This window comes from Streptomyces sp. ICBB 8177 (assembly GCF_003144095.1).
Classification (GTDB): domain Bacteria; phylum Actinomycetota; class Actinomycetes; order Streptomycetales; family Streptomycetaceae; genus Streptantibioticus_D.
In genome coordinates, this window is record NZ_NSKH01000018.1 from 783,850 (window position 1) to 809,055 (window position 25,206).

The window sequence follows — 25,206 nt, forward strand, 5'->3', positions numbered from 1 at the left end:
TTACGGGCTGTTTCGATGAACACGCTTTCCGTGTGCCGTTTTCTGGCGTCATCAGGAGGCACCAATGGCGCTCGGCCGCCTGGCGCGGTACATGCCGACGCCGCGTAGGGCCGACGGTGGGCCTTCACTCCAGGTGAACGGCGGTGACGGTCCGAGAGACGCCGGGCGCCGGTGTCAGCTGGGTACGACCGGTCGTGTCACTGCCGGTCGGTCTGCCCGCGGGTGTAACGCCGGGTGCGTTCGTACCCGGTGATCTCGCCGCCCTTGTCCAACTGGACGTGGTAGGAAGCCATCACGCTCGTGGTTTCCGGGATGCGCTCGACCTCGACGATCTCCACGTCCGCCGCCCATCCTTCCCGGGTGGACTTGACCGCCGACACCGAGACCGCCTCACAACCCAGCAGCTCACCGAGTTGCTTCGCGGCCCCGCGCATGACCTGGGTTAGCGTGACGCGGCGTGCGGGACGATCTCCGTCTCCTCCCGCGCCCTTGTCCTGCTGCTTGGTGGTCATGCCATATCCATCCGTTCGTCAATGGAATTGTTCAATTGGTGTCGTCCGCCAATTCGGGGCTGGTGGCCGCCTTCCCCCTGCGCTCGAACGTATGCACCGACGGGAAGGTCTTGGCTCGATTCGACGCCGGGCGCCCGGGCGTTGCGGGTGGCCCGCCACGCAACGGCGACGAGTGATGACCCCGGGTCGTGCAGGGAGACCGCACGGCCCCCATCGGCGCATCGGAGCCACTCCACGCGTCGCCTGCCACACGCAGCGCGCGAGGCAGCACGCGCACCCGTGGCATGTGGATCCGTCGCGGCGGACCCGGTTGGACGGGCCCGGCGCGACAATGGACGGAACGGATGCATCCGACGAGGACGGGAGAAGCTCATGCTGCAACCCATCGCGGACGCGCTGGCAGCCGTGGGAAGCGCGATCGCCGCTGTCGTCACCGCCCCCTTCAAGCTGCTCGCCCGCCTCTTCGGCGGGGCGTAGCCGGGAAGGCGGCCGTCCCTAGCCGCGCGCTCGGGCCGCTGCGGCGAGCGCGTCGCTGGTGTTGCGCAGTTCTTCCATGATCCGGCTGGCCTCGACCACGAGGATTCCGTAGGGCCGGGCGGGATCGGACAGCGGGAGGTGGTCGGCGTCCGCCTGCTCGGCGACCCGGCGGCGCTCGTCCTCCGCACGGTCGGCCAGCTCCGCCAGCCGCGAGGCCTGGGCCGCCAGCGCGTCCTCGTCGATCCCGGCCAGGACGCGCATCATGCCGTCGACGTCGTCGAGGAAGTCCGCGTACCGGCTCAGCAGGTCCTGGTAGGGAAGGCTCTCGGGCTCCTCCCACTGCCGCAGCGCGCGCACCAGTGACGAGAGCTGGTACGTGACGCGCTCCAGAGCGTTGATCACTGACCGGTAGCGGTCGAACGAGGTGCGGGCGCGGTGGCGCGGCAGGAAGCGGCGGGGATTGAACCACACGCTCTGCTGCGCGGTCTCCACGGCGGAGCGGGCCTGGGCGATCAACCCCTCGGCGTGCAGCGCGAGTTCGCCGAGCCGCTGCGTCTCCTGGCCTTCGAGCCGCCCTTCGCGCAGCGCCGGCGCGAGTTCGCGCAACAGGGCGTCGACGGCGGCCGCGAGCGACTGGATGGCGTACTCGGCGCTGCGGTAGCGCAGCGGTGGTGCGACGAACAGGTTGACCGCGACACCGATCGAGCAGCCCAGAAGGACCAGCACCACGATCCAGCCCAACTGCACCGCCTTCTGCGCCGCCCCCGCCGTGGAGACATAGGTGGCGAACGCGAAGAACGCGGCGGTGGAGACCTGGGCGCGTTGCGACCTCAGAACGGGCCATCGCTCGATGGAAAGGGTGATCGCGGCCAGCAGCACGAACGCCAGCAGCCGCGGCCCCGCGACGAACCCGATCCCGGCCTGAACGAGCACCCCGATGGCGACCGCTCCCACGTACAGGGCCGCCTGCCGCAGCGACTCGTACAACGTCACGTTCATGATCAGCACGGCCGAGAACGGCGCGAACGCGGGCGACCGCGCGTGCAGCACGTCATGCGCGACGAACCACGCCAGGGCTGCCGCCACCACACTCTTGCCGACCAGCAGCACCGTGTGCCGCTCGTGGCCCGGCACCCGCACGGCCCGGTTCAGCCAGGCCAGCGCCCGGTCCCGGCGATCCGTGCCACGTCCCGCCGCGCCCACCGTTTGTTCCGCCACGCCACCTCCCGCTCGTCGCACGGCCTTCCCGCACCCGATGACTTCTCCCCCGCGCGGTCCACGGAATACCGCGACCTCTTCGCCGGCAACCAGCGGAGACGTCGCGGATGCCACGGCGCGGTGCGAGTGGGAGGGTGGGGTACGTGGGGGCCGCCAGGAGGAGGAACACACTCATGTCGAAGACGCCCAAGCGTTCGCATCCCACGCACGGCGAGGGCCCGAGCCGGTACAAGGGCACAGACCAGCACGGCTGGGCGCCCGATGTCGACGCCGAGCGCCAGCAGGACAACCCGAGCGCACACCGCTCCTTCCACGCCGACCAGTACGCGCCGGACGCCGACGAGACGCAGCGCACGGACCCGTCGGAGCGGGACCGGGCGCGCGAGCGCAGCATGGAACCGTCGAGCAGGACCGGGCAGAGCCCCACGAAGAGCGGTGAGCAGCACGCCCGCGGGTCCGGCCAGAAGGGCCACCGCGACGCGGGGACCCGTGGTCGCTCCCAGCGGCCCAGCGGCACCAAGGACGCCTCGGCCTACACCGGTGTGGACCCGCAGGACGAGTCCGGCAAGGGCGACGACCGCTGACCCGATCCCGTCGGGCCCGCGCAGCGCACGGCACCCCCTCCGCGACCGTCGTCATCGGATCCGTCCTCGCATCACGTCACCCCGGCTGAGGAACGCCTCCAGGGCGGCCGACCTGGAGGCGTTCCCATGTCCCGGAGCCGTCCCCCTGTGCGGCGGACAGGTGATATCGGCGGCGTCACCGTGCCGGTGCGGCCGGCCGGAGGAAGGACCAGCGGGTGGGAGACGTGCGGGTGGTCCGTTCGCCCGGTGCCGTGCGGCTGGAGCGGCCGGGCGGCACCGTGCGGCGGGCGATGCCCGCGGTGGTGTGTGTGCTGGCGGTCCGGCTGCTGGGCGTCGGGATGCTGGCCCTCTTCCGGGCGTTCGGCGGCCAGGCGCCGCAACGGCTGCTGGCCGGACGATGGGATTCCCTGTGGTACGCGCGGGTCGCCGAGTACGGCTACGGATACCACCTGCGGCTCGGCGACGGGCGCGTGCTGTCCGACCTGTCGTTCTTCCCCCTGCTGCCCTGGCTGGAACGGACGCTCTCCGGCCTCGTCGGCGCGCTCGGCGCGGCCGCCGCCGGGGTCGCGGTCAGCACGGTGGCCTGCGCCTTCGCCGCCGCGGGCGTCTTCCGCGTCGCGGACGGCGTGCTCGGTGGACGCGGCGCGTTTCTCGCGGCGGTGTCGTGGGCCGCGGTGCCGGTCGGCGTCGTGGAATCGATGGCGTACAGCGAGTCGCTCTTCACGGCGCTCGCGGCCTGGGCCCTCGTCCACCTCGCGGAACGCCGCTGGCTGGGCGCGGCAGCCCTCGCCTGCCTCGCGGGGCTGACCCGGCCGGCCGGACTGGCCGTGGCGGCGGCCGTCGTCGCCGGCGCGGTGTGGCCGGGGCGGGGCACGGGCCGGGTGGCCGTTCGCACCGCCGCCGTGGTCCTCGCGCCGGCCGGTGGCGTCGGCTACGTCGTGTGGGTGGCGTTCACGACCGGGCGGCCGTTCGGCTACCTGGACGTCCAACGGGGCTGGGGCAACGGCATCGACGGCGGGCTGTCGTTCGCGCGGTTCGCCGTACGTCTGCTGACGAGCGGCGATGCCGCCGCCGGGCTCGCACTGGCCGCGGGCGTGGCGGTGCTGCTGTGGTGCCACTGGCTGGGATGGCGCGACCGGTACCCGTTGGCGCTCCAGGTGTACACCGGCGTCATGCTGCTGCTGGCGCTCACCACCGCCGGGTACTTCGGGTCGAAACCCCGGCTGCTGCTTCCGGCGTTCGGACTGCTCCTCCCGCTCGCGGGGGCGCTTGGGCGCCGAGGGCCGGTCACCCGGACGGCCGTGGTGTGCTGTCTGGCCGTCGGATCCGCCCTGTACGGGGCCTGCTGGCTGAACGGCTCCGGCCCGCCCTGAGCCCCGCCGGCCGGAGGGGGCGGTGGCTATGACCGGCCGGCGTCCGCGAGTTCGGCGATGACCTGTGCGTGGCAGGGCAGCGGCACGCACCAGCAGCCCAGCCGCCGGCCGCGCAGCCCGGGCAGGAGGGCCAGCAGGTCGGGCCGGTCCAGGAGGTAGGCGCGGTACCGCTCCACCACCTCCTCGCGGGTCCCGTCAGGGCCCGGCCGGTACGGGCAGGCGAACGGGGACGCCGCCAGGTGCCAGCCGCCCCGGTGCATCGCGCGGCCGACGTAGACCACGTCCGCGTAGTCCGGGTCGTCGCGATGGCCTTTGAGGTTGACGACGGTGGTCCTCTTCCGGCGCGCGGCTGTCCTGCCCATATGCCCATCGTGCGACGCGCCGGCGCCCATGCGCTACGAGCCGCGCCACGAGGCGGTCGGCGTCCACCGGTTGTGGCAGGAGTGCGCGCGGGGCCCGACCGGGCGTGCCCTGCGGCCGGGCGGGCGTGACAACCGTCTCATCCGTCCCGGTCGCCCTTGCCTATGCAACGAGTTGCATACCAGGATGCGGGCATGGCACTGGAGCACGCCATCCTCGTCTCCCTGCTGGAGAAGCCGGGGTCCGGCTACGAGCTGGCCCGGCGGTTCGACCGGTCCATCGGGTACTTCTGGACCGCGACCCACCAGCAGATCTACCGCGTCCTCAAGCGCATGGAGGCCGACGGGTGGATCGACGCGCGGGACGTCCCGCAGGACGGGCGGCCCGACAAGAAGGTCCACTCCGTCGCCGCCCCGGGCCGGGCCGCGCTGTCCGCGTGGATGGCCGAGCCGGTCGAGCCGGAGTCGGTACGGCACAGCCTCGCGGTGAAGATCCGCGGCGCCGCCTACGGCGATCCGGCCGCCCTGATCGCGGAGACCGAACGCCACCGGGCGGCCCACGCCGACCGCCTCGCGCGCTACCTCGCGGGGGAGCGGCGCGACTTCCCCGAAGGCGTGGAGCCGACCGAGGGCGAGGAGCTCCAGCACGTCGTCCTGCGCGGCGGCATCGCCTACGAGCGGATGACGCTGGAGTGGCTGGACGACGTGCTCGCCACCCTGCGGCGCCTCGCCGGCGCCCGCACGGCGGGTGGCCAGGACCAGAGCTGACGCTCCGTCACTCAAGGTCGCACCTGAACTCGTACCCCGAACTCGCACCCCCGACGAACCCTCACCCAGGAAGGCGCTGCGCACATGGCCGACGCCCTGCTGTTCAACCCGCACACCTACGACCCGGCGCACTTCGACCCCGAGACGCGGCGTCTGCTGCGCGCCACGGTCGACTGGTTCGAGGAGCGCGGCAAGCGCAAGCTGATCGAGGACTACCGCAACCGCGCCTGGCTGGAGGACTTCCTCGCCTTCTCCGCCAAGGAGAAGCTCTTCGCCACCTTCCTCACCCCGGCGGCGCAGGCCGGTGGCGACGGCGACAAGCGCTGGGACACCGCGCGCGTCGCCGCGCTCAACGAGATCTTCGGCTTCTACGGGCTCGACTACTGGTACGCGTGGCAGGTCACCATCCTCGGCCTCGGCCCGGTCTGGCAGAGCGACAACGCCGAGGCGCGCGAGCGGGCGGCCCAACTCCTCGACGAGGGCGAGGTGTTCGCGTTCGGCCTGTCGGAGCGCACCCACGGCGCCGACATCTACTCCACCGACATGGTGCTCACCCCCGACGGCGACGGCGGATTCACCGCCAGCGGCTCGAAGTACTACATAGGCAACGGCAACGCGGCCGGCCTGGTCTCCGTCTTCGGCCGCCGTGCCGACGTCGAGGGCCCGGACGGCTACGTCTTCTTCGCAGCCGACAGCCGCCACCCCGCGTACCACCTGGTCAAGAACGTCGTCGACTCCTCCAAGTACGTCAGCGAGTTCCGTCTGGAGGACTACCCGGTGCGGCAGCGGGACGTGCTGCACACCGGCCGCGCCGCGTTCGACGCCGCGCTCAACACGGTCAACGTCGGCAAGTTCAACCTGTGCACCGCCTCCGTCGGCATCTGCGAGCACGCCATGTACGAGGCGGTCACGCACGCCCACAACCGGGTGCTCTACGGCCGACGGGTGACCGATTTCCCGCACGTGCGACGGGAGTTGACGGACGCGTACGCGCGCCTGGTGGGCATGAAGCTGTTCAGCGACCGCTCGGTGGACTACTTCCGCTCCGCCGGCCCCGAGGACCGGCGCTACCTGCTCTTCAACCCCATGACGAAGATGAAGGTGACGACCGAGGGCGAGAAGGTCATCGACCTGATGTGGGACGTCATCGCCGCCAAGGGCTTCGAGAAGGACACCTACTTCGCCCAGGCGGCGACCGAGATCCGCGGTCTGCCCAAGCTGGAGGGCACGGTCCACGTCAACCTGGCCCTGATCCTGAAGTTCATGGGCAACTACCTGCTGGCCCCGGCCGAGTACCCGGCGGTCCCCCGCCGCCTCGACGAGGCCGACGACGACTTCCTGTTCCGGCAGGGCCCGGCGCGCGGTCTGGGCGCGGTGCGGTTCCACGACTGGCGCGCCGCCTACGACGACCGCGCGCACCTGCCCAACGTCGCCGTCTTCCGCGGGCAGGCCGACGCGCTGTGCGAGTTCGTGACCACGGCGGCGCCGGACGAGGAGCAGAGCAAGGACCTCGACCTGCTGCTCGCGGTCGGCCAGCTGTTCGCGCTCGTCGTCTACGGTCACCTGGTGCTGGAGCAGGCCCGGCTGACCGGTCTCGACGAGGACGTGCTGGACGAGCTGTTCGGCATCCTGGTCCGCGACTTCTCCGCCTACGCGGTGGAACTGCACGGCAAGGACTCCGCGACCGCGGCGCAGCAGAGGTGGGCGCTCGCCGCGGTGCGCCGCCCGGCCGCGGACCCGGAGCGCTCGGCGCGCGTGTGGTCCCGCGTCGAGGAACTGTCGGGCGCGTACGAGATGCGTCCGTGACGCGCCCCGTGTGACGACGCGCCCCGCGTGACGCGCCCCCTGCGGCACGTCCTTGAGCGTGGGACGGGCGGAGGCCGCCGGCGGCCTCCGCCCGTCCCACGTCCGGCCCGCGAGGACCGCTCAGAGCGCGGGCGCGTGGTGCGCGTGGTGCCGGCGCGGCCGGTGGCCGTGGGTGGCGGCCCGCAGCTCGAAGGCGCTGGTCGCGCCCAGCAGTCCCACCACGATGAGCATGAGGCCCAGCAGCATGGCCACGGCGAACACCGTCGGAGCGGGGAAGCTCAGCAGGACGATCCCCGCGACGAAGGTGATCACGCCGCCGACGATCATCGGGGCCCGGTGCGGCGAGGCCCGGTCACTGATCGCGGTGAACATGTTCACCAGCCCTGTCGCCGTCCACAGCACGCCCAGCACCAGCACGATCAGCGCGACGGTCTGGAACGGGTGGCGCAGCACGAGGATCCCGGCGAACAGCGAGAAGGTCGCCATCAGGATCCGCAGCACCTTGATCCCGGTGTCGTCCGTGGCGAACGCGCGGAAGAACTCGTACCCCGCGACGACGAGCAGCTGGATGCCGAAGAGCACCGCGATCACGTGCACGGTCCGGCCGGGCCAGGCGACGGCCAGCACCCCGGCCGCGAGCGTCAGCAGCGAGAACGTGAGCATCATGCCCCAGTGGCCACCGGCCCTGGCCATCACGTCGTGCGGGTCCCCGGTCGAGGGGGAGGTGCGGTCCATCTCAGGCCTCCTTGAGAGATCCCATGGCTGGTGCGTCCCATGCCATCGCACGGTCCGCCGCCGCCACAGGGCCGAAGGTCCCGGGTCCTGCGGCCGGAGGACACCTGCGGGCGCGCCTCGCCACGGTCCGCCGGTCATGGGCCACACAGCGTGGCCGACCGGCCCGGGACGGACCGTTCGTTATGGTGCGGGAGTGATCCCTGAGGCGTTCCGCGAGTTCTTCACCGCGTCCGCCGGCGCGAGCGGCGCGCTGATCGGGCTGCTGTTCGTGGCCATCACCGTCGCACCGGAGCGTGCGCACCGCGTCGAGACGCAGGTGGAGTTCCGGGTCCGCGCGTCCGCGGCGCTGCTGGTCTTCACCAACGCGCTGGTGCTGTCGCTGGTGGCGCTGGTGCCGCAGGGCTCGCTCGGCTACTGGGCGGTGCTCGGGAGCGCCTTCATCGCCGCCTTCGCCGCCGCCACCGCGCGCTCCGGCGTCACCGAGGGCCGCCACCAGCGGGGCCGGCGCCAGCACTTCACCCTCGCCGCCGGACTGCTGGTGATCGCGGGCTTCGAGGCGTACGGCGGCGTCCTGCTGCTGGGCGACCCGTCCGACCGGACCGGCGGGGAGGTGCTCAGCTACATCGTCATCGCCGACCTGCTGCTGGGGATCGGCCGCGCCTGGCAGCTGACCAGCATGCGCGACACGGGCCTGGTGTCCTCCCTGCGTGTCCTCGCCCGCGGCGAGGAACTGCCCCCGGCCACCGACGGGCCCGAGCCCGGCCGGTGACGGCGGGCCGCCAGAGACCGCCGCGCCCTGCCGCGTCCGTCACGGCGCCGCCGGAAGTCTCAGGGCGAGCAGCGGCCCGTGCTGCTGGGCACCGTAGACGTCGGTCTCGCCGATGTCGCCGGACACCAGCGGCCTGCGCAAGGTGATCTTCACCGCCCTGGCCGGCGCGTAGTAGACCGGCTCGGCGACGTCGGCCACCGGCACGCCGTACGCCTCGGCGACCCACTCCTTGCTGATCGCCCGCTCCCGCGCCACCAGATCGAACTGCTCGCGCCGGGTGAAGACGATGTCCAGGGTGAGTTCGTAGGGCCCCGCGTTCTTGCTGCGGACGACGTCGGCGAGTTCGGCGACGGGGACGAGGGCGGTCACGGCGCTCCTTGAAGGTCGGAGGGTTGCTGCCGCCAGGTGGAGGAGCGGACCGGGAACAGCGCGCCCGGATCGTCGACCTCCATCAGGTGGTACACGCTCCACTCGTAGACCTCGCCCGCGTGGAGGTCCGAGGGCGAGTACGGGAAGGCGAGGTTGCCGGCCGTGGAGATACGGCCCGGGTAGCCCAGGTGCAGCATCGTGGAGCGGGCGAACGCGCACAGGGTGTCGGCCAGGGCCTGCTCGCCCGCCACCGCCTCGATCACGATGCCGACCTCGTGGCCCACGGGCGCCGGGGTCGGCTCCAGCGGCCCCATGCAGCCGTCGCCTCCGTACACCCGCACCAGCAGGTCGTAGGAGCCCGCCGGAATGCCGGGGAAGTTGTCGGCGGTCCGCTCCCGTACCGCCTTCACGATCCCGTCCAGCTCGCGGAGGAAGAACGGGTCGCGCGCCCCCGCGATCGACACCGTGCGGTAGCCGCGCAGCCGGGCGCCCTCCAGCTTGACGGTGTACGGCTGTTCCACGTGCCGCGAGCCGCTGACCCGCACCGCGCGGTCGCCCTCCGGCTCGAACACGCAGTCGTCCAGCAGAAGGCACCCGCCGGGCCCCGGCAGCCGCGCCGGGTCGCTCTTCTCGTACAACGTGTGCGCCGCCACCGAGGCGGGGGTGCAGCGGCGGTCGGGGCTGAGCGGTTCCACCACGAAGTGGTCGGCACGCAGCGTGCCCAGCATGCAGTCGCCACCGCTGCCGGGGGAGGCGGCGATCGCCGCGCACTCCAGGATCTTGCTCATGTGCAACGCAGGGCCCGGATCGAAGCCGTGCAGCAGGGGGAGCGCGGCGAAGACCGCCGGGTCGTAGGCCCGTCCTGCGAGCATCACGTCGGCGCCGTCGCGCAGCGCGGCCGTGATCGGTTCCGCGCCCATCTGCCCGACGAGGCGGGTGCTGGCGAGGACCTGTTCCTCCGTCAGGGCGGGGCCGTGCGGGACGGGACGGATCCTGCCCTTCCGCAGCGCCTCGATCACGGTCGCCTTGTCGACATCGGCCGGGATGACCGCGACGCGCGGGGTGGTCCCCTGTTCGCGGACGATCTCCTCGGCGATCCGGCACAGCCAGTCCAGGTGAGGCTTGGCGCCCGCGCCGCCCGCCGACCCCACCACGACGGGTACGCGCAGCCGGTGGGCCGCGGCCAGGATCCGTTCGAGGTCGCGCCTGACCGCGGCGCGGTCGGTGAACGAGCGCCCGGCGCCCAGGTAGTACGGGCCGGGGTCGGTGGATCCGGCGTCCACGGCGATGACGTGCGGTCGCCGGGCCACCCCGGCCTCGAACGACGCGTCGGGGAAGCCGTACCCGAGGATCGCCGTGGGGGCCAGCACGCGGATCTCGTCCATCGCAGCCTTTCTCGCCGTCACGCGCCTTCCCTTCGCTCGTGCTTCCTGCTGTTTCCCGGGAAGCGCCCCGGCTACCCGTGATCGCACGCGGCGTCCGCGTCCGCCCCCCGTCGCCGCCGCCCGGCGCGGCGCTTGGGCGGCAGCGCCCTTGGGCAGGACTTCCGGGACATGACAACATCCCCGACCCGGAGGTCCGCCCATGAACCGCAGACGGTTGTCACTCGTCGCCGCGGCCGCCCTCGTCCTCGGCGTGTCCGGGGTCGCGTCCGCCGACAGCGGTTCGGCGCCGCACACCCTGGCCCTGGCACCCCATCACGTACGCGCCGCGGACACCACGGACTCGCCCTGCGGCTTCACCCCCGCGGTGCCCGCCGACCGCTTCAAGGGCATCCCGGTCTTCGCCGCGACCGAGGCCGCCAAGCCGTACACCGCCCGGCTGAGCACCAGCCAGGGCCCGATCACGGTGCGGGCGCTGACCGCGAAGGCGCCCTGCACCACCTTCTCGTTCCGCTTCCTGGCGCAGCGGCACTACTTCGACGGCACCCACTGCCACCGGCTCACCACCCAGCACATCTACGTGCTGCAGTGCGGCGACCCGACCGGCACCGGGAGCGGCGGCCCCGGTTACTCCTTCAAGGACGAGAACCTCACCGGCGCGACCTACCCGGCCGGCACCGTGGCGATGGCGAACGCCGGACCGAACACCAACGGAAGCCAGTTCTTCTTCGTCTGGAAGGACACCCAACTGCCGCCCGACTACACGCCGTTCGGCACGGTGACCGGCGGCATGGACGTGCTGCTGAAGATCGCCCGGGCCGGTGAGGACGACCAGAACGCGCCCGGCGACGGCTTCCCCACCCTCCCGGTCGGCATCCGGCACGTCCGGATCACCGCGCACTGACCGCGGCCGCGCGGGACGGCCGCACGCCCGCCCGGGGGACCCGGTCACCGCATCGGACGCTTCCCTGAGCGGCACCGGCACGGGTCACCTACCGTCGAAACCATGGTCGTCCCCACGGATCACTCCCGTCGTCGTGTCCTGAGCTGGGTCGCCGGACTGGGCGGCGGGGCGATCGCGGCGGCTCCCGCGCCCGGTCCGGCGCACCGGGCCGCCGCGCGCCCCGCCGCGCACCGCACCGCCACAGCGCGCCCAGCCACCGCACACCCCGTCACCGCCCGCACGCGGACCTACTTCGTCGCCGCCGACACCGTCGTGTGGAACTACGCCCCGCAGGGCCGCGACCTGATCGACGGGCGGCCGTTCGACGCGACGCAGGCACGCGTGGCGCTGCCCGGGCCCGGGCGGCTCGGCCCGGCCTACCTCAAGTCCCGCTACCGGCGCTACACCGACGCCACGTTCACCGAGCGGTACACCGGCCCGGACGACGACGGCTTCTCGGGGATCCTCGGTCCGGTGGTCCGGGCGCGCGTCGGCGACACCGTCGAGGTGGTGTTCCGCAACAACACCCCGTTCCCCGCCTCGATGCACCCGCACGGCGTTTTCTACACCGGGGCCAACGAGGGCGCGCAGTACGACGACGGCTCCGCGACGGCGGGCAGGCCGGGTGACGCGGTGGCCCCCGGCGCCACGTTCACCTACCGCTGGCAGGTGCCCGACCGAGCGGGCCCCGGCCCCGGCGACCCCTCGTCGGTCGTGTGGCTCTACCACGACCACAGCGCGGACATGGGCGTCCCCGGCGTCCAGTCCGGGCTGACCGGGCCCATCGTGGTGACCCGCGCGGACGCGGCGACCGCCGACGCGGCACCCTGCGACGTCGACCGCGAGGTCTTCGCCCTGTTCACCGAGTTCGACGAGAACTCCAGCCCGTACCTGAAGGACAACATCGCCCGCTTCGGACGCGGCCAAAGGCTCGACCCGTCGGACACCGCCTTCCAGAACTCCAACCGCAAGGAGACCATCAACGGTTATCTCTTCGGCAACGGCCCGAGCGGCACGAGCGAGGACCACCCGGCGCTCACCCTCGAGCGCGGCTCACGGGTGCGCTGGTACGTCCTGGACATGGGCGGCGCCCGGGACGCGCACACCCCGCACTGGCACGGCAACACCGTCCTGGTCCACGGCCACCGCGAGGACACCGTCCAGCTCCTGCCCGCCACGACCGTCACCGCCGACATGCGCCCCGACGACCCCGGCATCTGGCTCTTCCACTGCCACGTCGACGAGCACATGATCGGCGGCATGTCCACCCGCTACCGCGTGCTGTGACCGGGCCGCGCGGCGCGGCTCCCGTCAGGTCCGGCTCAGCAGCGTCCGCAGCGCACCGGCCAGCTCCGTCTCCGGGTCCGGCACCGCACCGGGCGCGCGCCAGGCGATGAAGCCGTCCGGCCGCACCAGCACCGCCCCTTCCGGCGTCGTCCCGTGCGAGGCCGCCCAGTCGGCGTCCCCCTCGGTGACGAAGTCCGCGTCGGGTCCGGTGCCCAGGCGGTGGCAGACCAGAGGGACGCCGAGCCGTGCGGCCACCGCGTCCGCGACCTTCCGCCAGCGCTCGCCGGCCTCCCCGTCGCCCGCCAGCAGTGTCATGCGACGCTCGTACGCGTCCAGCGTGGACCGGCGCCCGCCGCTCGGGTCCGTCACCCACAGGTGCGGTGCGCGGCCCCCGGGCTCGCCGACCGGGCGGAACTCCTCCGGCACCACCGGCGCCGACGCATCGGTGCCGAGCACGGCGCCGTCCTGATAGCGGTAGCCCAGGGCGACCACGAGCACGCCCTTGCGCGGACCGCCGCCCGGCGGCGGCGCGTATCCGGGGTGGCTGTGCTCGGCGGAGCGGGCGGAGGCGCGCTCGGCGGTCGCGACCGCCACCGGGCGGCGTTCCCGCTCGTAGGTCTCCAGCAGCCCCCGGCCCGCCCAGCCGTCCAGGACCGCGGCCAGCTTCCACGCGAGGTTGTGGGCGTCCTGGATGCCGGTGTTGGAGCCGAACGCGCCGGTGGGGGACATCTCGTGGACGGCGTCCCCGACGAGCAGGACGCGTCCGTGTGCGTACCGGTCCGCCACCCTCTCGGCGGCCCGCCACGGAGCCTTCCCGGTGATCTCGACCTCCAGGTCGGGCACGCCCACCGCGGCGCGAATGTGCGCCGCGCACCGCTCGTCGGTGAAGTCCTCCAGCGTCTCGCCGTCCCCGGGGCGCCAGGGGGCGTGGAAGACCCAGTTCTCGCGGTTGTCGACCGGCAGCAGCACGCCCTCGGCCGCGCCACCTGTCAGGTAGCAGGCGATGAAGCGGCGCTCGCCCACGGTGTCGGCCAGCCGCTTGGCCCGGAACGTCACGCTGACGTTCGCGAACAGCTCACCGCTGCCCGACTGCCCGATGCCCAGCCGCTCGCGCACCCCGCTGCGCGGACCGTCGGCCGCCACGAGGTAGTCGGTGCGCACGGTCCGCCGACGACCGGTGCCCCGGTCGAGGAGCACGGCGGTCACGCCCTCGTCGTCCTGCTCGAAGGACACCAGCTCCGTGCCGAAGCGGATGTCACCGCCCAACTGCGCCGCGTACCGCAGCAGCACCGGCTCCAGGTCGTTCTGACTGCACAGGCACCAGCCGGTGGGACTGATCCGGCCCAGCGCGCGGCCGGGGTCCATGTCCTTGAAGAGCCACTCGCCCTCCTGCCCGGCGAGGGACGAGGCCTGCAGGATGCCGTGGTTGTCCGCCAGGACGGACGCGGCCTCGCGGATCATCGGCTCGGCGCCCGCAACGCGGAACAGTTCCATCGTGCGCAGGTTGTTGCCACGGCCGCGGGGATGGCGTGAGGTGCCGGAGTGCTTCTCGACCAGCAGGTGGCGTACGCCGAGCCGGCCGAGGAAGACCGAGGTGGACAGCCCCACCAAAGAGCCGCCGACGACGAGGACGGGAACGTGCGGGGCGGGCGTGGAGGTCATGGCTGCCTCTATAACCCCGTTGTCGTTGAATGTTTCGCGGTTCACCCGGATGGCTCACACAAATCGCGCCGAACGGATGAATATGCCCATGGTCGAACCATGTGAGCCTTGGCCCCATCGAGGTTCGGCAATCGACGACAGTCGGTGTGCGACGACGTTGACGGAAGGGTGAGCATGACTTCGCCGACCACCACGGTCTCGCAGTCCGCCCTCGACGACTCCCGGCTCCGCGTGGTGCTGCTGGTGGACGTCGTCAGCGGTGCGGAGGACCGGTTCCTGGAAGCCTACGCGCAGATGTCCCGCCGGGTCAGCGCGGTCCCCGGCCACCTCAGCGACCAGTTGTGCCAGTCGATCGAGAACCCCTCGCAGTGGCTGATCACCAGCGAGTGGGAGAGCGCCCTGGCGTTCCTGGCCTGGGTCGACAGCCCCGTCCACCTGGAGATGGTGGAGCCGATGCACGGGTGCGTGCGCGACACCCGGTCATTGCGCTTCAGCGTGATGCGCGAGACGCCGGGCGGCATCGCGGTGACCGAACACCTCACGGCCCCTCCCCGGCGCGGCGACGGTGTGGTGCGGCACGCCATCACCTTCACCGTCCGCCCCGGCAGCGAACCGGTTGTCGCCGACATCCTCGCCGGGTACACCTCGCCGCAGCCGGTGGTCGACGACACCACACGGCTGTGCCGCACCACGTTGTTCATGCACCGCAACCGCGTCGTACGCGCCGTCGAGGTGCGCGGCGAACTCGTGCGGGCCCTGCGGCACGTGGCCGCCCAGCCCGAGGTGCGCGCCGTCGAGAAGGCCATCGACCCGTACCTGGAACAGGAGCGGGACCTGAGCGACCCCAACTCGGCGCGGACCTTCTTCGCGAAAGCCGCGCTGCCCGCCGTCCACCACGTGGGCGTCCCCGCCGACCGCACGGAAGGACTGCGGCGGCACGCCCTGCTCTACCCGACCAGGCCCGGTTGCGGCACGGCCGTCGCCAGGCTCCTCGCGCGGCACGACGAGAGCGGCGCCGCGCGGCCGGACGGCCCGGTCGCGGCGGCCACCGTCTTCCTCCGCGACGACCTGGTGGTGCGCCTGGTCGACCTGCGCGAGGCGGCCGCGGACCATCCGGCGGACGCGATCGGCGCGAGCGGTCCGCGCAAGGCCGCCGTCCTGGCCCGGCTGCTCGACCCGGTGCCCGAGTCCGTTCCCCGCGGCGCGGACGGCGCCGAGCGCCTCCTGGCCGCGCACGACATGCGGCTGATCACCGACCGCCGCGCGGCCACCGGCTGACCGCGCCGCACCCCTGACCGCCCCCTGACCGACAACCCCCTGACCGCCGACCCGCCTGACCGACCCACCCGGCCGGCGCACCGTCGCGCCGACAGAGGAGTGATCGTGAACGACGCGCCCCAGTCCCCCCGCATCGTCACCCTCGCCGACACCCCGCCCAACCGCCGCCGCGGCGGCGACCTGCGAGCCATGCTCACCCCCTCGGCGGTGGGCGCGACCAGCGGATTCATGGGCGTCGCGCTGATCGGCCCCGGAGAGCGCATCGGTGAGCACTACCACCCGTACTCCGAGGAGTTCGTCTACGTCGTCCACGGCGACCTGGAAGTCGACCTCGACGGCGCACCGCACCCGCTGCTGCCGGACCAGGGGCTGCTGGTGCCCATCGGGACCCGGCACCGGTTCCGCAACGTCGGCGACCGCCCCGCCCGCATGGTCTTCCACCTCGGACCGCTGGCACCCCGGCCGGACCTCGGGCACGTCGACACCGAGGAGACCCCCGCGCCCCCGCCACAGGGCGCCCGAGTGCCGGGAGGCGAGGCATCGTGAACCGGCGCGTGGCCGTCACCGGCGTCGGCGTCGTGGCCCCCGGCGGCGCGGGCGTCCCCGCGTTCTGGGACCTGCTGACCGCCGGACGCACCGCGACCCGTGGCATCACGCTCTTCGACCCCGCCGGCTTCCGCTCGCGGATCGCCGCCGAGTGCGACTTCGACCCCTACGCCCACGGGCTGACGACCCAGGACACCCAACGGGCCGACCGCTACACGCAGTTCGCGATGGTCGCGGCCGACGAGGCGATGCGCGACAGCGGACTCGACACCTCGGGCGAGGACCCGTGGCGGCTCGGGGTGTCCCTGGGCACCGCGGTCGGCGGCACGACCCGCCTGGAACACGACTACGTCGCGGTCAGCGAGCGCGGGGCGCGCTGGGACGTCGACCCGGACCGCGCGGGACCGCATCTGCACCGCGCCTTCGCCCCCAGCGCGCTCGCGTCCGAAGTGGCCGAACGCCTGGGCGCGCACGGCCCGGTGCAGACGGTCTCCACCGGCTGCACCTCGGGCCTGGACGCCATCGGCTACGCGTTCCACACCATCGAGGAAGGCCGCGCGGAGGTGTGCGTCGCGGGGGCGTCCGACTCGCCCGTCTCCCCCATCACGGTGGCGTGCTTCGACGCCATCAAGGCCACCTCGCCCAACAACGACGACCCCGCCCACGCCTCCCGCCCGTTCGACGCCCATCGCGACGGGTTCGTCATGGGCGAGGGCGGCGCGGTCCTCGTCCTGGAGGAGCTGGAGCACGCCAGGCGGCGCGGCGCCCGGATCCACTGCGAGATCCGCGGCTACGCCACCTTCGGCAACGCGTACCACATGACCGGCCTGACCCGGGAGGGCCTGGAGATGTCCGCGGCCATCGACGAGGCACTGCGGCACGCGCGGCTGGATCCCACCGACGTCGACTACGTCAACGCCCACGGGTCCGGGACCCGGCAGAACGACCGGCACGAGACGGCCGCCGTCAAACGGTCCCTGCGCGAACACGCCCGCACCACCCCGATGAGCTCCATCAAGTCGATGGTCGGGCACTCGCTCGGCGCCATCGGCGCGATCGAGGTCGTCGCCTGTGTGCTGGCCCTCGTCCACGGCGTCGTCCCGCCGACCGCGAACTACGAGACGCCCGACCCGGAGTGCGACCTGGACTACGTGCCGCGCCAGGCACGGCCGTTGAGGCTGCGCAACGTGCTGTCGGTCGGCAGCGGGTTCGGGGGCTTCCAGTCCGCCGTCGTCCTCGGCCGCACCGAGGGGAGCCGGCGATGAGCGGCCGGACGGTGATCACCGGGATCGGTGTCGTCGCGCCCAACGGCATCGGGACGGACGCCTTCTGGAAGGCGACCAAGGAGGGCGTGAGCGTCCTGGACACCATCGGGCGCGACGGCTTCGACGGACTGCCATTGCGGATCGCCGGCCAGGTCCGCGGATTCGACGCCACCGCGATGATCGAGGAGCGGTACCTCGTCCAGACCGACCGGTTCACCCACTTCGCGATGGCCGCCGCCGACCTCGCCCTCGCCCAGTCCGGACCGCCCGCGCCGGACGGCTCACCGCTGGACGTCGCCGTGGTGACCGCAGCCGGTTCCGGAGGCGGCGAGTTCGGGCAGCGAGAACTGCAGAAGTTGTGGGGGCGCGGCTCCCGGCACGTCGGCCCGTACCAGTCCATCGCCTGGTTCTACGCGGCCAGCACCGGCCAGATCTCCATCCGCGGCGGCTTCAAGGGCCCGTGCGGGGTGGTCGCCGCCGACGAGGCGGGGGGCCTGGACGCGCTCGCCCACGCCCGCCGCAGCCTGCTGCGCGGCACCCGCGCGGTGGTGGTCGGCGCGGCGGAGGCACCGCTCGCCCCCTACTCGGGAGTCTGCCAGCTCGGCTACGAGGAGTTGAGCCTCGTCCCCGACGCCGACCGGGCCTACCTGCCGTTCACCACGAGTGCCCGCGGGTTCGCCCCGGCCGAGGGCGGCGCGATGTTCGTCGTCGAGGACGCTCGCGACGCGGCCGATCGCGGGGCGACTCCGCGTGCCGTCGTCGCCGGGCACGCCGCCACGTTCACCGGTGCCTCGCGCTGGGCGGAGTCCCGCGAGGGGCTGGCCAGGGCCGTCCGCGGCGCCCTGGACGACGCCCGCCTCGCGCCCCGCGACGTCGACGTCGTCTTCGCCGACGCGCTCGGCACCCCGTGGGCCGACCGGGCCGAGGCGCTCGCCCTGCGCGACGCGCTCGGTCCGCACGCCGCACGGGTACCGGTGACGGCCCCCAAGACCGGGACCGGACGGGCCTATTGCGGCGCCCCGCTGCTGGACACCGCCGCGGCCGTGCTCGCCCTGGAGCACGACACCGTGCCGCCCACCCCGCACGTGCACGAGGTCTGCCACGACATCGACCTGGTCACCGAGCGGCCCCGCCCCGCCGAGCTGCGCACCGCTCTCGTCCTCAGCCGCGGGCTCATGGGATCCAACGCCGCGCTGGTGATCACCGCGCCCTGAAGTCAGCACAAGTGGCCACATCCGCAAAGCCATTCACACCCCGAAACGACCCCACCGAAGGAGGAACCCGTGAACAGCCAGCTGACCTACGAGGAACTGTCCGGCCTGATGAAATCGAGCGCCGGTGTCCGCGTCGAACAGGCTGCCCTGGAACGCGATCCGGAGACCCCGTTCGCCGAGTACGGCCTGGACTCCCTCGGACTGCTCGGCATCATCGGCGAGTTGGAGAACCGCCGCGGCACCTCCATCGCCGGCGACGTCGACGGCTGCAAGACCCCGCACGCCTTCGTCGAAGCCGTCAACGCCTCGCTGACGAAGGGGTCGTGAGATGGCCGCCCACACCGAGAACGAGATCACCGTCCCCGCGCCGTTCGACACGGTCTGGGAGATCACCAACGACCTGACCGGCTGGACGGACCTGTTCAGCGAGTACGCCGACGTGGAGATCCTCTCCCGCGACGGCGACCGCGTCACCTTCCGGCTCACCATGCACCCCGACGAGCAGGGCCGGGTGTGGAGCTGGGTCTCCGAGCGCACCGCCGACCGCGAAAGCCGTACGGTGCGCGCCCACCGGGTGGAGACCGGCCCGTTCGTCTTCATGGACATCCGCTGGGAGTACGAGGAGGTGCCCGGCGGAACCCTGATGCGCTGGGCCCAGGACTTCGCCATGAAACCCGGTGCCCCGCTGGACGACGCGGGCATGGCCGCGATGATCGACCGCAACTCCCGCACCCAGATGGCCCTCATCAGCGACCGGATCGCCGAGCGGAAGGACCGGGCCGCATGACGTACCGCACCCTCATCGTCGCCCGGATGGAACCCCAGGCGGCTCCCGACGTCGCGCAGGTCTTCGCCGATTCCGACCGGGGCGCGCTGCCCGGGCTGATCGGGGTCCGCGGACGCAGCCTGTTCCAGTTCGAGGATCTCTACCTCCACCTCGTGGAGGCCGACGAGCCGCCGGGCCCCCGCGTCGCCCGGCACCGGGAGCACCCGGCCTTCGTCGACGTCAGCGAGCGCCTGGCCGCCCACATCACCCCGTACGACCCGGCGACCTGGCGCACCCCGCAGGACGCCATGGCCCGCGAGTTCTACCGGTGGGAGCGGGAGGAGTGATGGATTCCGGCAACGAGACGACCACCGCGGCGGTGCGGGCGGCCCCCGGCCGCGCCGTGCCGGCCTGGGTGCGCTGCGACGGATGCGAGACGCTGATCTACGGCAAGCGGTTCGCACGCGGCATCCGGGTCTGCCCCGAGTGCGGCGAGCACGCCCGGCTCACCGCCCGCGACCGGATGGAGTACCTGCTCGACCCCGGATCCGCGCGGCTGCTGGAGAGCGCGGGGCCGCCGCACGACCCGCTCGACTTCACCGACACCAAGCCGTACGCGGACCGGCTGGCGGAGGCCAGGGACGTCACCGACCTGAACGAGGCGGTGCTGTGCGCCCACGGTGCCATCCAGGGGCAGCCGGTCGTGGCGGCCGTCATGGACTTCCGCTTTCTCGGCGGCAGCCTCGGCTGCGGCGTGGGCGCCCGCATCACCGACGCGGCCCGCACCAGCCTGCGACTGCGCGTCCCGCTGCTGCTGGTCACCGCCTCCGGCGGGGCCCGGATGCAGGAGGGCGCGCTGTCGCTCATGCAGATGGCCAAGACCGCACAGGCGCTCGCCGACCTGGACGAGGCCGGGATCCTGGTCGTCTCGCTGATCACCGACCCGACCTACGGGGGAGTGGCCGCCTCGTTCGCGACCCTCGCCGACGTCATCCTCGCCGAACCGGGCGCGCGACTGGGGTTCGCCGGGCCCCGGGTCATCGAACAGACCACCCGGGAGCGGCTACCGGCCGGATTCCAGACCGCGGAGTTCCTGCTCGGCCACGGGCTCGTCGACGACGTGGTGCCGCGCGCCGCCCTGCGCGGGCGGCTGGCGAACCTGCTGGCCCTGGGCCGACCGGGAACGAAGCCGGAGCCCGGCCGCCCGGACCGTGTGGCCCCGGACCGCCCGGCGTCGGGCCGGCCGGAGCCCACCGGCGCCGAGGCCGGTACCGACCCCGGGGCCGAACGGCCGCCCGGCGACGAGGCGTTGCTGCGGCGCATGGAGGACCTGCCGAGGCGCGAGGCGTGGGAGGCGGTCCGGCTCGCCCGGCACCCCGACCGGCCCACGACGGCGCAGTACGCCGAACACCTGCTGGAGGACTTCCAGGAACTGCACGGGGACCGCTCCACCGCCGACTGCCCGGCGCTCATCGGCGGCCCCGGACGGCTCGACGGCCGGCCGGTGATGCTCATCGGCCACGACAAGGGCGGCCCGCGCCTCGCCGAACGGCAACGCCACCACTTCGGCATGGCGACCCCCGCGGGCTACCGCAAGGCGGCGCGGCTGATGCGCATGGCCGCCAAACTCGGCCTCCCCGTCGTCGCGTTGATCGACACACCCGGGGCCAACCCCGGCGCCGACGCCGAGTCCGGCGGGCAGGCCGTCGCCATCGCGGAGAACCTGCGCCTGATGTCCCGCCTGCCGGTGCCCATCGTCGCGGCGATCACCGGCGAGGGCGGCAGTGGCGGAGCGCTCGCCCTGGCCGTCGCCGACCGGGTGCTGATCAGCGTCAACGGCATCTACTCGGTCATCAGCCCGGAGGGCTGCGCCGCGATCCTGTGGAAGGACGCCGAGGCGGCTCCGGAAGCCGCCAGCGCCCTGCGGCTGCACGCCCGCGACCTGCTGCGCCTCGGCGTGGTCGACGGGGTCGTGCCGGAGCCCGAGGGCGGCGCGCACGAGGACCACACCGAGGCCGCCGCGCTGCTCGGCCGGGCGCTCACCGCGACCCTGGGGGGACTGGTGCCCTGGGACGCCGAGCAACTGCTGCGGGCCCGGCACGAACGATTCCACCGTTTCGGACTGGAAGAGACACCACGGTGAAGACCAACACGGACAAGTGGACAGAACCGATCGTGCGCGCCCCGCTGGACGAGCACGAACCGCGGCCCGAACACCCGCCCCGTAAGGCCGACGTCGAGCGGCTCTGCCAGGGCGTCGCCGAACTCGCGCGCACCTTCGACGCGCCACCGCGCCGGATCAGGCTGCGCAGCGGGACGGCCTTCGTGGAGGTGGAGTGGCCCACGGCGCCGCCCACCCCGCCACCCGCCGACCGCGCGGGGCCCGCACCCGCCGCGCCCGCCGCCCCCGTCGACCGCCAGGAGGGCGCCGCGACCGACGCCCCCGCGCGGGACACCAGGCACTACGTGGACGCGCCCGGCGTGGGCACCTTCTACCACGCCCCGGAACCCGGCGCGCCCGCGTACGTATCGGTCGGTGACGTGGTGCGGCCAGGGCAGCCGGTCGGCGTGCTGGAGGTCATGAAGATGACGAGCACCATCGAGGCGGACGTCGCCGGACGCGTCGTGGAGATCCTGGCCGAGGATGCCCAGGGCGTCGAGTACCAACAGCACCTGATCGCGCTGGAACCGCTCACCACGACGACGGGGGAGTGAACCGCCGTGTTCTCCACCGTACTCGTCGCCAACCGAGGCGAGATCGCCCTGCGCGTCGCCCGCGCCTGCCGCGAACTGGGCATCCGTACCGTGGCGGTGTACTCCACCGCCGACCGCGACTCGGCGGTGGTGCGGTTCGCCGACGACGCGGTGCACATCGGGCCCGCACCCGCCAAGGCCGGATACCTCAACATCCCCGCCGTCGTGGAGGCCGCCCGGCTCACCGGAGCCGAGGCGCTCCACCCCGGCTACGGATTCCTGTCCGAGGACCCCGACTTCGCGGAGGTCTGCGAGGCGGAGGGCATCACCTTCATCGGGCCGGCCCCGCAGGTGATGCAGCGCCTCGGCGACAAGGCGGCCTGCCGCGCGCTGATGGCCGACGCCGGCCTTCCGGTCCTGCCGGGCAGCACCGGGCCTTTGACGTCGGCGGCGGAGGCCGGGGACGTGGCGCGGCGCACCGGTTACCCGGTCATCCTCAAGGCGGTGGCCGGAGGCGGCGGCCGGGGCATGGCCGTCGTCCGCGACCCCGCCGACCTGGTGGCGGCCTACCGCGCCACCCGCGCCCAGGCCTTCGCGGTCTTCGCGGACGAACGGCTCTATCTGGAGCGGTACGTGGAGCAGGCCCGGCACATCGAGGTGCAGGTGCTGTGCGACCGCCACGGCGGCGCCGTTCACCTCGGCGAACGCGACTGCTCGGTGCAGCGCCGCCACCAGAAGCTCATCGAGGAGTCCCCGGCGCCCGGACTGACCCCGGCGTTGCGCGAGCGGATGTGCGAGACGGCCGTACGCGGCGCGCTGGCCGCCGGGTACACCGGCGCCGGGACCTTCGAGTTCGTCCTCACCCCGCAGGACGACTTCTACCTGATGGAGGTCAACTGCCGTCTCCAGGTGGAGCACCCGGTCACCGAGATGGTCACCGGCATCGACATCGTCCGGGAGCAGATCCTCATCGCCGACGGACAGCCCTTGACGTTGCGTCAGGACCAGGTCGCGCCCAGGGGGGTCGCCATCGAGTGCCGGGTCAACGCGGAGGACCCCGCCCGCGGCTTCGCGCCCGCCCCCGGCACCCTGACCGAATTCGTCCCGCCGGGCGGCCCGTTCGTACGGGTCGACACCCACGCCTTCGCCGACTGGGAGGTTGGGCCGCACTACGACTCCCTGCTCGCCAAGACCGTGGTGTGGGCGCCGGACCGCGAGCAGGCCAGGGCCCGGATGGACCGGGCGCTGGGGGAGTTCAGGATCGACGGCAAGGGGATGCGCACCACGGCGGAGTTCCTGCGCTCGGTCCTGGCCCATCCGAGGTTCCGCGCCGCGTCCCACACCACGTCCCTGGTCGGGTCGATGAACGACGAGGCCGCGGCCTGACACCCAGCGGTCCTCACCCGCGCGGGCGGCGGGAGGATCGAGTGCGCGTACCCCGGCCACCTCAAGCCACCGGCCACCGGCCACCGGCCGCCGGCCCGCCCACGGGCGGAACGGCGCCACCACGACATCGGGTGGCAGTTGTAGGGGTTCCCCCAATGTCGCGTTCCCGCGTGAGTGCCACGCTGCTGTCCGGCCGGAAGACCGGCCGCAGCGCGGTAACGCGCAATCGCGTCGTGGACGCCTCACCCGGGGCGCCCGCTTGTCCTCAGGACGGAGAACCCGATGAAGAAGATCGCCATCCGCAAGCCCGGTTCCGTGCGTCTGACCTCCGCCGCCCACGCGCTCTACGGCGGCTCCTGCGGCATCATCATCGCCAAGGCCTGACGCGTCCGGCGAGTTACCGCAGGGGAGAGCCCGGTCCACGGGGGCCGGGCTCTCCTCCCGCCCCCACGGTCCATCCCGCAGAACCGACTGGAGCGCACCGGCCGTGTCCACCGTGATCCCAGGCGACGAACTTCCCGGCGACCCGGTACCGTCCGGCGAGGCCGCACCCGCCGGCGCGTCACCCGGCGACGCGGCGGCGGGGGGCGCCCCGGCAGCAGTGCCGCCCGGCGCCCCCGTCCGCCTGTACCCGCTGACCTACCTGGACGAGGGCGACGAGGTCACCGTGGGCCGTCCCGACATCGACTCCTACGCGGTCCTGCCCGCGGACGGCGCGGCACTGCTGCGCCGCCTCGGCGACGGCGTACCGCCCGCGCAGGCCGCCGCGTGGTACCGGCAGACCTACGGAGAGCCCGTCGACATCGACGACTTCGTGGACACGCTGCGCGAGCTGGACTTCGTCCGGCAGGCCGACGACGACGCCGAACCGGCGGCCCGGCCGGTGCGCTGGCGGGCCCTGGGCGCCGCCGTCTTCTCACCCGTCGGCGCGGTCTGCCTCGCCGCGCTGCTGACGGCGTGGGTGGTGGCCATGGTCCGCTCGCCGGGCCTGGTCCCCACGTACCACAACCTGTTCTTCACGCGGTACATGACCGTCCTCGAACTGGTCACGTTCGTCTGCCAGTTCCCGCTGATCCTGCTGCACGAGGCCGCCCACGCGCTCGCCGGACGGCGACTCGGGCTGCGCTCCCGGCTGTCGATCGGGCGGCGCCTGTACTACGTGGTGTTCCAGACCACGATGGACGGCCTGGTGTCGGTGCCGCGCCGCAAACGCTACGTGCCGATGCTCGCCGGCATCCTCACCGACCTCGCCGTCCTGGCAGCGCTCACCCTGGGGGCGGCGGCCACCGAGGGACCGGACGGCCACCCCTCGACCACCGGCCGCATCCTGCTGGCGCTGGCCTACATGACGCTGCTGCGGGTGTCGTGGCAACTGTGGTTCTACCTGGAGACCGACCTGTACTACGTCGTCGTCACCGTGCTGGACTGCGTCGACCTGCAAGCCACCGCCCGCGACGTGCTGCGGCAGCGGCTCAACCGGCTGCTGGGGCGCCCGCACACCGTGCCGGACGAGACGCGCTGGCACCCGCGGGACCTGTCGGTCTCGCGCTGGTACTCCTGGCTGCTGCTGGTCGGCTGGACCGTCTCGATCGGCACGCTGCTCGCGGGCGTGCTGCCGGTCGCCGTACGGGTGCTGTCCACCGTACTGGGACGCCTGGTCACCTCCCACACGCACGGCACCGCGGGCCTGCTGGACAGCGTGGGCTTCCTCGTCATCAACCTCGCCCAACTCGCCGTCATCGCCCACCTGGTACGGCGCGAACGCCGCGCGCGCCGGGCCCGGTCGTCCGACGTCCCGTCCTGACCGGAGGAA

26 protein-coding genes are annotated in these 25,206 nt (G+C 73.1%); 19 read left to right on the top strand and 7 right to left on the bottom strand.

Annotated elements, in window-relative coordinates; all coding sequences use genetic code 11:
* Window positions 1–197: 197 nt before the first annotated feature.
* Entirely contained in the window at window positions 198–512 is a 315-nt protein-coding gene (locus CK485_RS11895; protein ID WP_109449760.1) for a gas vesicle protein, read from the bottom strand.
* A 372-nt stretch (window positions 513–884) separates the two neighbouring features.
* Between CK485_RS11895 and CK485_RS30075 the strand changes: the two genes are divergently transcribed.
* Window positions 885–989 carry an LPFR motif small protein gene (locus tag CK485_RS30075; RefSeq protein ID WP_275124612.1) on the top strand — a complete coding sequence of 35 codons (105 nt, stop codon included), beginning with the start codon at window positions 885–887 and terminating at the stop codon, window positions 987–989.
* An 18-nt stretch (window positions 990–1,007) separates the two neighbouring features.
* Here CK485_RS30075 and CK485_RS11900 read toward each other — a convergent pair whose 3' ends face one another.
* Window positions 1,008–2,207 carry a hypothetical protein gene (locus CK485_RS11900; RefSeq protein WP_241968300.1) on the bottom strand — a complete coding sequence of 400 codons (1,200 nt, stop codon included), beginning with the start codon at window positions 2,205–2,207 and terminating at the stop codon, window positions 1,008–1,010.
* Window positions 2,208–2,380: 173 nt separating this feature from the next.
* Here CK485_RS11900 and CK485_RS11905 point away from each other — a divergent pair, with 173 nt between their 5' ends.
* On the top strand, window positions 2,381–2,791 hold the full coding sequence (locus CK485_RS11905) for a hypothetical protein (RefSeq protein ID WP_109449762.1): 411 nt from the start codon (window positions 2,381–2,383) through the stop codon (window positions 2,789–2,791).
* Window positions 2,792–3,006: 215 nt separating this feature from the next.
* Complete coding sequence (locus CK485_RS11910) at window positions 3,007–4,164, top strand: hypothetical protein (RefSeq protein ID WP_241968301.1); 1,158 nt, start codon at window positions 3,007–3,009, stop codon at window positions 4,162–4,164.
* 26 nt (window positions 4,165–4,190) lie between these two features.
* On the opposite strand, the gene CK485_RS11915 is transcribed toward CK485_RS11910, so the two are convergent.
* Complete coding sequence (locus CK485_RS11915; protein WP_109449764.1) at window positions 4,191–4,526, bottom strand: DUF4326 domain-containing protein; 336 nt, start codon at window positions 4,524–4,526, stop codon at window positions 4,191–4,193.
* 192 nt (window positions 4,527–4,718) lie between these two features.
* On the opposite strand from CK485_RS11915, the gene CK485_RS11920 reads away from it, so the two are divergent.
* Both CK485_RS11920 and CK485_RS11925 read left to right on the top strand, forming a co-directional pair.
* Complete coding sequence (locus CK485_RS11920; protein WP_109449766.1) at window positions 4,719–5,291, top strand: PadR family transcriptional regulator; 573 nt, start codon at window positions 4,719–4,721, stop codon at window positions 5,289–5,291.
* A gap of 84 nt (window positions 5,292–5,375) precedes the next feature.
* A complete protein-coding gene (locus CK485_RS11925; protein WP_109449768.1) occupies window positions 5,376–7,097 on the top strand; it encodes an acyl-CoA dehydrogenase family protein in 1,722 nt (573 codons plus the stop codon).
* 120 nt (window positions 7,098–7,217) lie between these two features.
* Here CK485_RS11925 and CK485_RS11930 read toward each other — a convergent pair whose 3' ends face one another.
* Entirely contained in the window at window positions 7,218–7,832 is a 615-nt protein-coding gene (locus CK485_RS11930) for a DUF308 domain-containing protein (RefSeq protein ID WP_158288204.1), read from the bottom strand.
* 193 nt (window positions 7,833–8,025) lie between these two features.
* Here CK485_RS11930 and CK485_RS11935 point away from each other — a divergent pair, with 193 nt between their 5' ends.
* Window positions 8,026–8,601, top strand: coding sequence for a hypothetical protein (locus CK485_RS11935; protein WP_109449771.1), 576 nt, complete (start codon window positions 8,026–8,028; stop codon window positions 8,599–8,601).
* A 39-nt stretch (window positions 8,602–8,640) separates the two neighbouring features.
* Here CK485_RS11935 and CK485_RS11940 read toward each other — a convergent pair whose 3' ends face one another.
* The gene (locus CK485_RS11940; RefSeq protein WP_109449773.1) at window positions 8,641–8,970 is read right to left on the bottom strand and encodes a DUF4387 domain-containing protein; all 330 of its coding nucleotides are present in this window, start codon (window positions 8,968–8,970) and stop codon (window positions 8,641–8,643) included.
* Window positions 8,967–10,355: an acyclic terpene utilization AtuA family protein gene (locus CK485_RS11945; RefSeq protein ID WP_109449775.1), complete on the bottom strand. Its 1,389-nt coding sequence runs from the start codon at window positions 10,353–10,355 to the stop codon at window positions 8,967–8,969. Before CK485_RS11945 ends, CK485_RS11940 begins: the two co-directional genes overlap by 4 nt.
* A gap of 199 nt (window positions 10,356–10,554) precedes the next feature.
* Between CK485_RS11945 and CK485_RS11950 the strand changes: the two genes are divergently transcribed.
* Both CK485_RS11950 and CK485_RS11955 read left to right on the top strand, forming a co-directional pair.
* Window positions 10,555–11,256 carry a peptidylprolyl isomerase gene (locus tag CK485_RS11950; RefSeq protein ID WP_109449777.1) on the top strand — a complete coding sequence of 234 codons (702 nt, stop codon included), beginning with the start codon at window positions 10,555–10,557 and terminating at the stop codon, window positions 11,254–11,256.
* 102 nt (window positions 11,257–11,358) lie between these two features.
* Window positions 11,359–12,582 carry a multicopper oxidase domain-containing protein gene (locus CK485_RS11955; RefSeq protein WP_109449785.1) on the top strand — a complete coding sequence of 408 codons (1,224 nt, stop codon included), beginning with the start codon at window positions 11,359–11,361 and terminating at the stop codon, window positions 12,580–12,582.
* 24 nt (window positions 12,583–12,606) lie between these two features.
* Here CK485_RS11955 and CK485_RS11960 read toward each other — a convergent pair whose 3' ends face one another.
* Complete coding sequence (locus tag CK485_RS11960) at window positions 12,607–14,244, bottom strand: FAD-dependent monooxygenase (RefSeq protein WP_109449787.1); 1,638 nt, start codon at window positions 14,242–14,244, stop codon at window positions 12,607–12,609.
* 174 nt (window positions 14,245–14,418) lie between these two features.
* Here CK485_RS11960 and CK485_RS11965 point away from each other — a divergent pair, with 174 nt between their 5' ends.
* The 11 genes from CK485_RS11965 (at window position 14,419) to CK485_RS28755 (ending at window position 25,197) form a co-directional block, all read left to right on the top strand.
* Window positions 14,419–15,522, top strand: a complete 1,104-nt coding sequence (locus tag CK485_RS11965) for a SchA/CurD-like domain-containing protein (protein WP_109449789.1) — start codon at window positions 14,419–14,421, stop codon at window positions 15,520–15,522.
* Between the two features lie 105 nt (window positions 15,523–15,627).
* A complete protein-coding gene (locus tag CK485_RS11970; RefSeq protein ID WP_109452857.1) occupies window positions 15,628–16,068 on the top strand; it encodes a cupin domain-containing protein in 441 nt (146 codons plus the stop codon).
* Window positions 16,065–17,333: a beta-ketoacyl-[acyl-carrier-protein] synthase family protein gene (locus CK485_RS11975; protein WP_109449791.1), complete on the top strand. Its 1,269-nt coding sequence runs from the start codon at window positions 16,065–16,067 to the stop codon at window positions 17,331–17,333. Before CK485_RS11970 ends, CK485_RS11975 begins: the two co-directional genes overlap by 4 nt.
* Window positions 17,330–18,547: a beta-ketoacyl synthase N-terminal-like domain-containing protein gene (locus tag CK485_RS11980; RefSeq protein ID WP_109449793.1), complete on the top strand. Its 1,218-nt coding sequence runs from the start codon at window positions 17,330–17,332 to the stop codon at window positions 18,545–18,547. The genes CK485_RS11975 and CK485_RS11980 overlap by 4 nt, the downstream gene beginning before the upstream one ends.
* A 69-nt stretch (window positions 18,548–18,616) precedes the next feature.
* On the top strand, window positions 18,617–18,874 hold the full coding sequence (locus CK485_RS11985; protein WP_199239318.1) for an acyl carrier protein: 258 nt from the start codon (window positions 18,617–18,619) through the stop codon (window positions 18,872–18,874).
* 1 nt (window position 18,875) lies between these two features.
* Window positions 18,876–19,334 (top strand): SRPBCC family protein, encoded by a 459-nt coding sequence (locus tag CK485_RS11990; RefSeq protein ID WP_109449795.1) that lies wholly within the window; start codon window positions 18,876–18,878, stop codon window positions 19,332–19,334.
* Window positions 19,331–19,660, top strand: coding sequence for a TcmI family type II polyketide cyclase (locus tag CK485_RS11995; protein ID WP_109449797.1), 330 nt, complete (start codon window positions 19,331–19,333; stop codon window positions 19,658–19,660). The genes CK485_RS11990 and CK485_RS11995 overlap by 4 nt, the downstream gene beginning before the upstream one ends.
* Window positions 19,660–21,456 (top strand): acetyl-CoA carboxylase, carboxyltransferase subunit beta, encoded by a 1,797-nt coding sequence (accD, locus tag CK485_RS12000; protein WP_109449799.1) that lies wholly within the window; start codon window positions 19,660–19,662, stop codon window positions 21,454–21,456. The genes CK485_RS11995 and accD overlap by 1 nt, the downstream gene beginning before the upstream one ends.
* On the top strand, window positions 21,453–22,028 hold the full coding sequence (locus tag CK485_RS12005; RefSeq protein ID WP_241968302.1) for a biotin/lipoyl-containing protein: 576 nt from the start codon (window positions 21,453–21,455) through the stop codon (window positions 22,026–22,028). The genes accD and CK485_RS12005 overlap by 4 nt, the downstream gene beginning before the upstream one ends.
* A 6-nt stretch (window positions 22,029–22,034) precedes the next feature.
* Complete coding sequence (locus tag CK485_RS12010; RefSeq protein ID WP_109449801.1) at window positions 22,035–23,393, top strand: acetyl-CoA carboxylase biotin carboxylase subunit; 1,359 nt, start codon at window positions 22,035–22,037, stop codon at window positions 23,391–23,393.
* A gap of 487 nt (window positions 23,394–23,880) precedes the next feature.
* A complete protein-coding gene (locus tag CK485_RS28755; protein WP_158288205.1) occupies window positions 23,881–25,197 on the top strand; it encodes a hypothetical protein in 1,317 nt (438 codons plus the stop codon).
* Window positions 25,198–25,206: the final 9 nt, after the last annotated feature.